The following is a 332-nucleotide window of genomic DNA, read 5'->3' as shown; positions in this document are numbered from 1 at the left end:
GCTTTCATCGGTTTGGTGGACATTCGCGTGGATCTGCGGTCTGTGCGTAGCGGTTTGGAGAGTGCTGACCATTCGGCCGGAACTGCTGAAGACCGTGGCAACGAAAGTGTTCCGGCCTGTCGAACTGTGGTTTGCGCAACTTCCCAGGGCGGCACGCGGAGGGGTAGTCGTCTTGGCGCTTGGGGCGCTTTCGGCTCTGATGATCAGCATGAAGCCGTCTGCGCCGCCAGCTCCGTTCCGCACGGGATCGAGCGAAGCGCCGCTCAAGCCGGTGTTTGACGCAGCGCTGTCCCTGCCGGATGGCGCGTCCCGCTCGGGGAAGGCGACCATCG

Annotated in this window: 1 protein-coding gene; it reads left to right on the top strand. The window is 63.9% G+C overall.

Features of this window, described 5'->3' with window-relative positions:
* Nucleotides 1-61: 61 nt before the first annotated feature.
* Nucleotides 62-332: hypothetical protein (locus ACR6JA_RS23285; protein WP_494599908.1), on the top strand; the 271-nt coding region annotated here is incomplete at its 3' end.

The organism is Cedecea sp. B1(4) (genome assembly GCF_059414925.1).
The sequence above is the reverse complement of the archived record's forward strand: the minus strand, read 5'-3'. Positions and strand labels throughout refer to the sequence as shown.